The sequence below is a fragment of the Streptosporangium sp. NPDC006930 genome (assembly GCF_040635605.1).
Lineage (GTDB): Bacteria > Actinomycetota > Actinomycetes > Streptosporangiales > Streptosporangiaceae > Streptosporangium.
Genome location: NZ_JBEYID010000038.1, coordinates 38,179 through 46,239 on the forward strand (window position 1 = coordinate 38,179; position 8,061 = coordinate 46,239).

Annotated in this window: 5 protein-coding genes; 1 reads left to right on the top strand and 4 read right to left on the bottom strand. The window is 69.8% G+C overall.

The genetic code is table 11. The features are described 5' to 3' along the window. Window positions 1–57: 57 nt before the first annotated feature. From ABZ664_RS37935 to ABZ664_RS37950, 4 genes are all read right to left on the bottom strand, one after another. A complete protein-coding gene (locus ABZ664_RS37935) occupies window positions 58–1,728 on the bottom strand; it encodes an ABC-F family ATP-binding cassette domain-containing protein (protein ID WP_362521813.1) in 1,671 nt (556 codons plus the stop codon). Window positions 1,729–2,045: 317 nt separating this feature from the next. After that, window positions 2,046–3,209 (bottom strand): MFS transporter, encoded by a 1,164-nt coding sequence (locus ABZ664_RS37940; protein WP_362521815.1) that lies wholly within the window; start codon window positions 3,207–3,209, stop codon window positions 2,046–2,048. A gap of 77 nt (window positions 3,210–3,286) precedes the next feature. Beyond that, entirely contained in the window at window positions 3,287–4,060 is a 774-nt protein-coding gene (locus tag ABZ664_RS37945) for an SDR family oxidoreductase (RefSeq protein WP_362521817.1), read from the bottom strand. A gap of 64 nt (window positions 4,061–4,124) precedes the next feature. Next, window positions 4,125–4,577 carry a MarR family transcriptional regulator gene (locus ABZ664_RS37950; RefSeq protein WP_362521819.1) on the bottom strand — a complete coding sequence of 151 codons (453 nt, stop codon included), beginning with the start codon at window positions 4,575–4,577 and terminating at the stop codon, window positions 4,125–4,127. A gap of 118 nt (window positions 4,578–4,695) precedes the next feature. Here ABZ664_RS37950 and ABZ664_RS37955 point away from each other — a divergent pair, with 118 nt between their 5' ends. Then, window positions 4,696–7,935, top strand: a complete 3,240-nt coding sequence (locus ABZ664_RS37955) for an efflux RND transporter permease subunit (protein ID WP_362521821.1) — start codon at window positions 4,696–4,698, stop codon at window positions 7,933–7,935. Window positions 7,936–8,061: the final 126 nt, after the last annotated feature.

Below are 8,061 nucleotides of genomic sequence, written 5' to 3' on the forward strand. Positions count from 1 at the left end.
GGCCGAGCACGTCGAGGAGTCATCGGGTTCTGCGAGCCTATGCGACCGAGCGTCACATCAGCCGGATCGCGGTGCTGACCCGCCTATCTCCAGGCGCGGCCAGTCGGCGAGGTCGCGCAGCAGTTGCCGGTCGTGTGTGGCCACGACGACGGCGGCGCTCGTGTCGCGGATCGCGTCGGTCAACTCCTCGACCAGCGTCGACGACAGGTGATTGGTCGGTTCGTCGAGCAGGATCAGACCGGGCCGCCCGGCCAGCGCCAGCGCCAGGCCGAGGCGCCGCTGTTGTCCCTGCGACATCCGCTCGACCGGGACGCGCATCGCGGCGGAGTCCAAAAGCCCGAGCGCTCCGAGCGGGACGGCGTCGGCGTCGCGCAGCGCCCCGCAGGCCACCAGTCGTCCCACCTGGCGGGCGTGCGCCTCGAGGGCGGTGAGTCCGGGGACCTGCTCGGCGGTCTCCTGGGTGACCCAGGCGATTCGCGCACCCTTCGCCGTCCAGAGATGCCCGTCGGTGGGTTGGAGCGAGCCGGCCAGCACCGCGAGCAATGTGGACTTCCCGGCGCCGTTCGGCCCGGTGACGAGCAGCCGGTCGCCCCCGTCGAGAGTGAGGTCGACCGGGCCGGCCAGCCGCCCGTCGACGGCGACGCCGTGCGCGCGCAACTGCGGCGCACCCTGCCGGACGCCCAGGTCCGGCCACCGCAGTGCCGACGGCGGCTGCGGCACGTCGATACGGTGCGCCCGCAGGGCGTCCTGCTGCCGGTTCAGGGCCTGTACCACGCCCGGCGCGCGGGACTGGCGCTGGTGCTTGCCGGTTCCCTTGTCCGGCCGCCAGCCGGTGGAGAGCCGGTCGCGGGCCTTCGAGACCGCCTCCTGCAGTCGCCGGCGCTCGGCCTGCTGCTGCTCGTGGTCCTGCTCCCAGCGCTCACGTTCGCGACGCCGGGCGTCCTGCCAGGCGTCATAACCGCCGGCGTACAGATGCGGTTTGCCGTCGCGGGCCGGGTCGAGGTCGAGGAAGCGGTCCGCGACGTCGCGCAGCAGTGCCCGGTCGTGGCTGACGACGGCGAGGGCACCGTCGTGCTCGCGCAGTCTGCCGGTCAGGAAGTCCAGCCCGCCGGCGTCAAGGTGGTTGGTCGGCTCGTCGAGCAGTAGAACGTCGTACCGTGCGCCGAGCAGGCACGCCAGCCGCACCCGGTAGCGCTGCCCGACCGACAGCCTCGCCAGGGGACGGTCTCGGTCGGTGCAGGCGCCGAGGGATTCGAGGGCGACGTCGAGGCGGCGTTCGGCGTCCCATGCGTCGAGCCGGGTGGCGGCGTCGAGCGCGGCGGCGTAGCGGTCGTCGGCGCTGGGATCGCCCTCGGCCATGGCGAGGGTCGCCTCTTGCAGCGCGCCGAGAGCCGCGAGGGAGGCGGCCAGTGCCTGGGAGATCAAGGTGGCGACGGTCTCACCGTCTCGTGCGAACAGTTCCTGACGGGCCAGGCCGATCGTGCCGGCCCGGTGCACGGTGCCCTCGTCCGGCGTGATCAGTCCGGCGAGGACGTGCAGCAGTGTCGTCTTGCCGCGGCCGTTCTCGCCGACGACGGCGACTTTCGATCGGGCGGAGACGGTGACCGAGACGTCGTTCAGGACACGCCGGGATCCAAGGGTGACGGTGACGTTCGTGGCGCGGACGTGTGCGCTGTCGCCTGCCTCGATGGGCAGGGAGATGGTTTCGGGGGTCGGGGTGAGGTTCAACGGTGCTCCGCAGCTCGCAGTGGAGCCGGGCAGCGGTAAGAGGCCGCCCGGCGGGAACCGGGACGGCGAGCGCGGATTCAGCAGGAAGAAGGCGCCGCCGTCAGCGGGCGGAGCGGATCTTCTGCGACCAGATACCTCGTGCCATGACGGTCACTCTAACAACCCGGGCGCCCTGGGCTCATCCGGATTTCGCCTGCCTGTGGTGTGCGGCATCAACATCTATTAATCTACATTGTAAAGGCGTCCGGTGAGGCTCAAGATCATTTACAGCGGACTAAAGACCATCCCACCAAAAGCAGGGCCGCGCCGTTGGCCGGTCATGATGTCGTACGGGGGCGCAGTGCTCCGGCGGAGGCGGCCATGAAGGCGGCGAGCAGGGCGGGGATGCCCAGGGCCGCGGGCAGGCCGATGAGCTCTGCGGCGCCGCCGATGATGGCGGGGCCCGCGAGAAGGCCGGCGTAGCCGACGGTGGCGACCTGGGCGATGGCTCGGCCGGCGCGGGCGGGGTCGTGGTTGCCCGCGGCGGAGAAGATTTGGGGAACGATGGTGGACAGGCCAAAGCCGAACAGGGCGAATCCGATGAAGGCGATGGGGATCTGGCCGGCGAGCAGTGCTGTACCGAGGCCGAGGGCGGCGATGAGGCCGCAGTAGCGCACCAGGCGTACCGGTCCGAAGCGTTGGGCGAGGTGGTCTCCGGCGAAGCGGCCGATGGTCATGGTGGTGGAGAAGACGGCGAATCCGGCGGCGGCGAGGGCCTGGGGGGCGCCGAGGTTCTGGAAGAGGTAGACGGCGGTCCAGTCGTTGGCGGCGCCTTCTCCGACGAGGCCTGCGAAGGCGACGATTCCCATGAGGATGATCCAGCCGGTCCATGGGGCGCGGGCGGGGGCGCGGTGGTGGGTGGGGGTTGTGGGAGGCGGCGGGGTGGGCAGGAGGTGGCGGCGGGCGTACAGGGAGATGAGGGCGAGGGGGATGCCGACGGCGGTGAGGGTGGCGGCGGCGCTGAGGTGGAGGTAGGCGAAGGTGGCGCCGATGCCGGCGCCGATGAGGCCGCCGATGCTGAACATGCCGTGGAAGGAGGACAGGAGGGGGCGGTGGTAGGCGCGTTCGACTTCGACGCCGTGGGCGTTCATGGAGACGTCGAGGAAGGCGTTGGTGAGGCCGAAGAGGAATAGGGCGGCGATGAGGGTAGGCAGGGTGGTGGCGTAGCCGGGTGGGATGACGGATAGTGCGGTGGCGATGGCGGCGGGGGTGATGAGGCGGGCGCTGCCGAGGCGGTCGGTGAGGTGTCCGGCGAAGCGCATGCCGGTGACGAGTCCGAGGGCGGTGGCGAGGAGGCCGTAGCTGAGTTGGCCGTCGCTGAGGTCGAGGGTGTGTTTGACGGCGGGGATGCGGGCGGCCCAGGCTCCGGAGGTGATGCCGAGGAGGATGAAGAAGTAGGAGAGGGCTTTGCGGGCGTTGGTGGGGCGCTGGGTGGTGGTCATGGGTGTTTCCCGGCCGGTGTGTTGGATCCGGGGCGTATTCAATCATGTGGGTTTTGTGGTGGCGGGGTGCTGGGTGGTCAGTGGACGGAGAAGCCGCCGTCGACGCAGATGGTTTGGCCGGTGATGTAGGCGCTGGCGTCGCCGGCGAGGAGGACGGCGATGCCGGCGTAGTCGGAGGGGTGGCCGTTGCGGCGGGTGAGGGTGCGGGCGGCGAGTGCTTCGAGGCGGCCGGGGGTGTCTTGGACGGATTGGGTGAGGGGGGTGAGGACGAAGCCGGGGATGATGGTGTTGGCGCAGACGCCGTGGGGGGACCAGGCTTCTGCTTGGGAGCGGGTGAGGCCGGTGATGGCGGCTTTGGAGATGCCGTAGGCGCCGCTGTTGCCGAAGGCTCTGATGGATTGCTGGGAGCCGATGTTGATGATGCGGCCCCAGCGGCGTTGGGCCATGAGGGGGCCGAAGTGTTGGCCGAGGAGGTAGGGGGCGGTGATGTTGACGGCCATTGTCTGTTGGTAGTCGTCGGTGGTGAGTTCTGTCATGGGGGGGCGGATGTTGTTGGCGGCGTTGTTGACGAGGATGTCGATGTCGCCGAAGAAGGTGGGGGCTTGGTGGCAGAGGTGGGTGATGTCGTCGGGGTTGGCGAGGTCGGTGGTGATGGCGGCGGCGTTGATGTTGTGGTGGTGGAGTTCGGTGAGGGTTTGGGTGAGGTGGGTGGTGCGGCGGGCGGCGATGACGATGTTGGCGCCGGCGTGGCCGAGGGCGTGGGCGATGGTGTGTCCGATGCCGGAGCTGCCGCCGGTGATGAGGGCGGTGCGGCCGGTGAGGGAGAAGAGGGTGTTTGTGGGTTCTGTCACAGCGACAGAACCTATCATCCTACCTTTTGGTGCGGGAGTGATTTTTGGCTGGTGAGTGGTGCTTTCAGCGGGTGAGCGCGGCGTGTTGGATCTTGTTCATGATCACGGCGAGGTCGCGCAGGGTGGGGGTGTCGAGGTGTTGCAGGAGGCGGCGGAACTCGTTGAGGCCGGCGTCGGTGATCTCCTCGGTGAGGGCGCGCCCGGCGGGGGTGAGTTCGACGCGGCGGATGCGGCGGTCGTGGGGGTCTTCGCGGCGGGCGACGAGGCCGCGGGCGACGAGGCGGTCGACGATGCCGGTGACGGTGCCGAGGCCGACGCCCAGGTGGGTGGCGAGGTCCTGGCCGGAGGCGAGGTCCTGGCCGGAGAGGATCAGGACGACTTTGAGCTGGCGCATGGTGAGGTTGGAGTCGAACAGCGGCGTTGGGGGGCCTTGCTGGGCGAGGAGCCGGCCCAGGGCGCGCTGGACGGCGCCGATGTGGTCGATCAGTTGTTCGCGGTCGTCGTTGTTCACGCTCACCTCTCGCTTCCTGAGAAGGTTATCAGGATTGGTAAGCATCGTTAAATATTCGCCTGAGGCGAAGTGTTAGTCTGGGGCGAATCTTGTTGTGATGTCCCTCCCTGAGGAGCCTGCCTCCATGACGTCCCTGGCCAGGTTGAGCCTCGCCAACCGCAGCCTCGTGATAATGATCACGCTGGTGTTGAGCGCGTTCGGCCTTTTCGCGATCCCCTCATTGAAACAACAGCTGCTGCCCTCGCTGTCGTTCCCGGGAGCGTTCGTGGCGGCCCCGTATCCGGGCGCCTCCCCTGAGATCGTCGAGGAGCAGGTGACCAAGCCGATCGAGAACAGTTTCCAGGGTCTGGAGGGGGTCTCGGAGGTGACCTCGACCTCCCGGGAGGGGATGGCGCAGGTCCAGGTGGCGTTCGAGTACGGCACCGACATCGACGCGGCGGTCGCGCAGATGCAGCAGGCGATCTCGCGGATCAGGACGCAGCTGCCGGAGGCGGTCGATCCGCAGGTCCTGTCGGGCGGGACCGACGACATCCCGGTGATGCAGCTGGCGGTGGGCGACGGCGGTGATCAGCGGGCCATGGCCGAGCGGCTTGAGCGGCTGGTGGTGCCGGAGTTGCGGGCTGTGGAGGGGGTGCGCGAGGCGACGGTGACGGGCGCCCGTGACGAGGTCGTGACGATCACTCCGGATGTCGGGAAGCTGGCGGCGCTGGGGTTGTCGCCGGCCGCGGTGGGAGACGTGCTGCGGGCCAACGGGCAGCCGGTTCCGGCGGGCAGCGTGACCGAGGACAAGGTGTCGCTCACGGTTCAGGTGGGGGCGCGGGTCGAGACGCTGGAGGAGCTGAAGGAGCTGTATCTGATGCCCGCGGCGGCGCCGCAGGCACCGCAGGCACCGCCGCAGGCCCGGCAGGCGCCGGGGGGCGGAGCGGCCGCGCAGGCACCGCAGGGGCAGACGCGTGTGCAGGCGGCTCCCAGGCCGGTGCGGCTGGGTGAGGTGGCGACGGTGGAGCGGACGCCGGCCGAGGCGACGTCGCTGACGCGGACCAACGGGCAGCCGAGCCTGGGCCTGTCGGTGACGATGGCGGCGGACGGCAACGCGGTGGCGATCTCGCACGCGGTGCGCGAGAAGCTCCCGGAGATGGTGCGGGCGATCGGGGACTCCTCGGAGATCACGGTGATCTTCGATCAGGCGCCGTATGTGGAGCGGTCGATCGAGGACCTGACGACCGAGGGGTTGCTGGGACTGGCGTTCGCGGTTTTGGTCATCTTGGTCTTCTTGTTGTCGGTGCGCTCGACGCTGGTGACGGCGGCGTCGATCCCGCTGTCGGTGATCATCGCGTTGATCGCGTTGTGGGTGGGCGACTACTCGCTGAACCTGCTGACGCTGGGGGCGCTGACGATCGCGGTGGGCCGGGTGGTCGACGACTCCATCGTGGTCTTGGAGAACATCAAGCGTCATCTGAGCTATGGGGAGGCCAAGCGCAAGGCGGTGCTGGCGGGGGTGCGCGAGGTCAGTGGCGCGGTGACGGCCTCGACGCTGACGACGGTGGCGGTGTTCTTGCCGATCGCGGTGGTGGGCGGCATGGTGGGGCAGCTGTTCGCGCCGTTCGCGATCACGGTGACGGTGGCGTTGCTGGCGTCGTTGCTGGTGTCGTTGACGGTGGTGCCGGTGCTGGCGTACTGGTTCTTGAAGGCGCCGGTGTTGTCGCCGGAGCAGGCGCGGGTGGTGCGTGAGAAGGCAGAGGCCAAGGAGTTGCGCAGCCCGCTGCAGCGGGCGTATCTGCCGGTGCTGCGGTTCGCGACGCGGCGGCGGCTGGTGACGGTGATCGTGGGGGTGGTGGTGTTCGCCGCGACGATGGGGCTGGCGGGCCGGTTGGAGACCAACTTCATCGACTCCTCCGGGCAGGACACGGTCTCGATCAGCCAGCGGATGCCGGCGGGCACCGACCTGGCGGCGACGGACGCGGCGGCCAAGAAGGTCGAGGAGGTTTTGTCGTCGCTGGAGGGGGTGCGCGACTACCAGGTGAACGTGGGCGGTGGCGGCGGTTTCCTGGGCGGTGGCGGCGGCGGGGGTGATCGGGCGTCGTACTCGGTGACGGTCGCCGAGCAGGCCGACAGCTCGGTGCTGGAGGAGGAGCTGCGCGAGCGGTTGGCGCGGCTGGACTCCTCGGAGATCGGCACGGTCACGGTGGGTGGCGGCCAGGGTGGCCCCGGCGGCGGGTCGACCGACCAGTTGCAGGTGATCGTCCAGGCGCCGGATGTGGAGACGCTGCGCACCGCGACCGAGACGGTTCGCACGGCGATGGCGGATCTGGGCGGGTTGCGGGATGTGACCTCCAACCTGGAGGACGGTGCCGAGCGGGTCGAGGTGCGGGTCGACCGGGAGAAGGCGGCGGCCAGGGGGCTGACCGAGACGCAGATCGGCCAGTTGGTGGCGCAGCAGTTCCGGGGGGCGCCGCTGGGTGAGCTGACGCTGGACGGCCGCGTGGGTGCGGTGGTGTTGCGGACCGCGGACGCGCCCGAGGATGTCAAGGCGGTGGAGGCGCTGAGGTTGCCGACGGCCACGGGGGTGGTGAGGTTGTCGCAGGTGGCGCAGGTGGCAGTAGTGGACGGTCCCACGCAGGTGACGCGGATCGACGGTGAGCGCAGCGCGACGGTGTCGGGTACGGCGACGGCCAGTGACCTGGGCAGCGTGACGACGGAGCTGACGTCGAAGCTGGACGCTCTGGCGTTGCCGGCGGGGGCGAGCTTCACCATGGGAGGGGTCAGCGCGGACCAGGACGAGGCGTTCGGGCAGCTGGGGCTGGCGATGCTGGCGGCGATCGCGATCGTCTTCATGATCATGGTGGCGACGTTCCGGAGTTTCGTACAGCCGCTGATCTTGCTGGTGTCGGTGCCGTTCGCGGCGACCGGCGCGGTCGGTCTGCTGCTGGCGACGGGCACGCCGATGGGGGTTCCCGCCCTGATCGGCATGCTGATGCTGATCGGCGTCGTGGTGACCAACGCGATCGTGCTGATCGACCTGATCAACCAGTACCGCGAGCAGGGCATGGGCATCGTGGAGGCGGTGATCGAGGGCGGCCGGCGCAGGCTGCGGCCGATCCTGATGACCGCGGTGGCGACGATCTGCGCGTTGATCCCGATGGCGCTGGGGCTGACCGGTTCCGGCGGGTTCATCTCCCAGCCGCTGGCGATCGTGGTGATCGGCGGGCTGCTGTCGTCGACGCTGCTGACGCTGGTGCTGGTGCCGACCCTGTATGTGACGGTGGAACGGCTCAAGGAGCGGCTGCGGCGTAAGCCCAGGGGTGAGCACTCGCGGCTGAAGGTCTACGACAAGGACGAGCTGGCGCCGACGGCCCGGCAGTAGCCCGTTTCGAAGGGGGGCAGGCCGGTGGGTCCCGCGCGGGACCCACCCGCGGGTCCTGGAGCGCTGCCCTCACGCCGAACCCGACCGCCCGGCCCGGGGTGGTGTGCGTCGCCCGGGCAGCGGAGA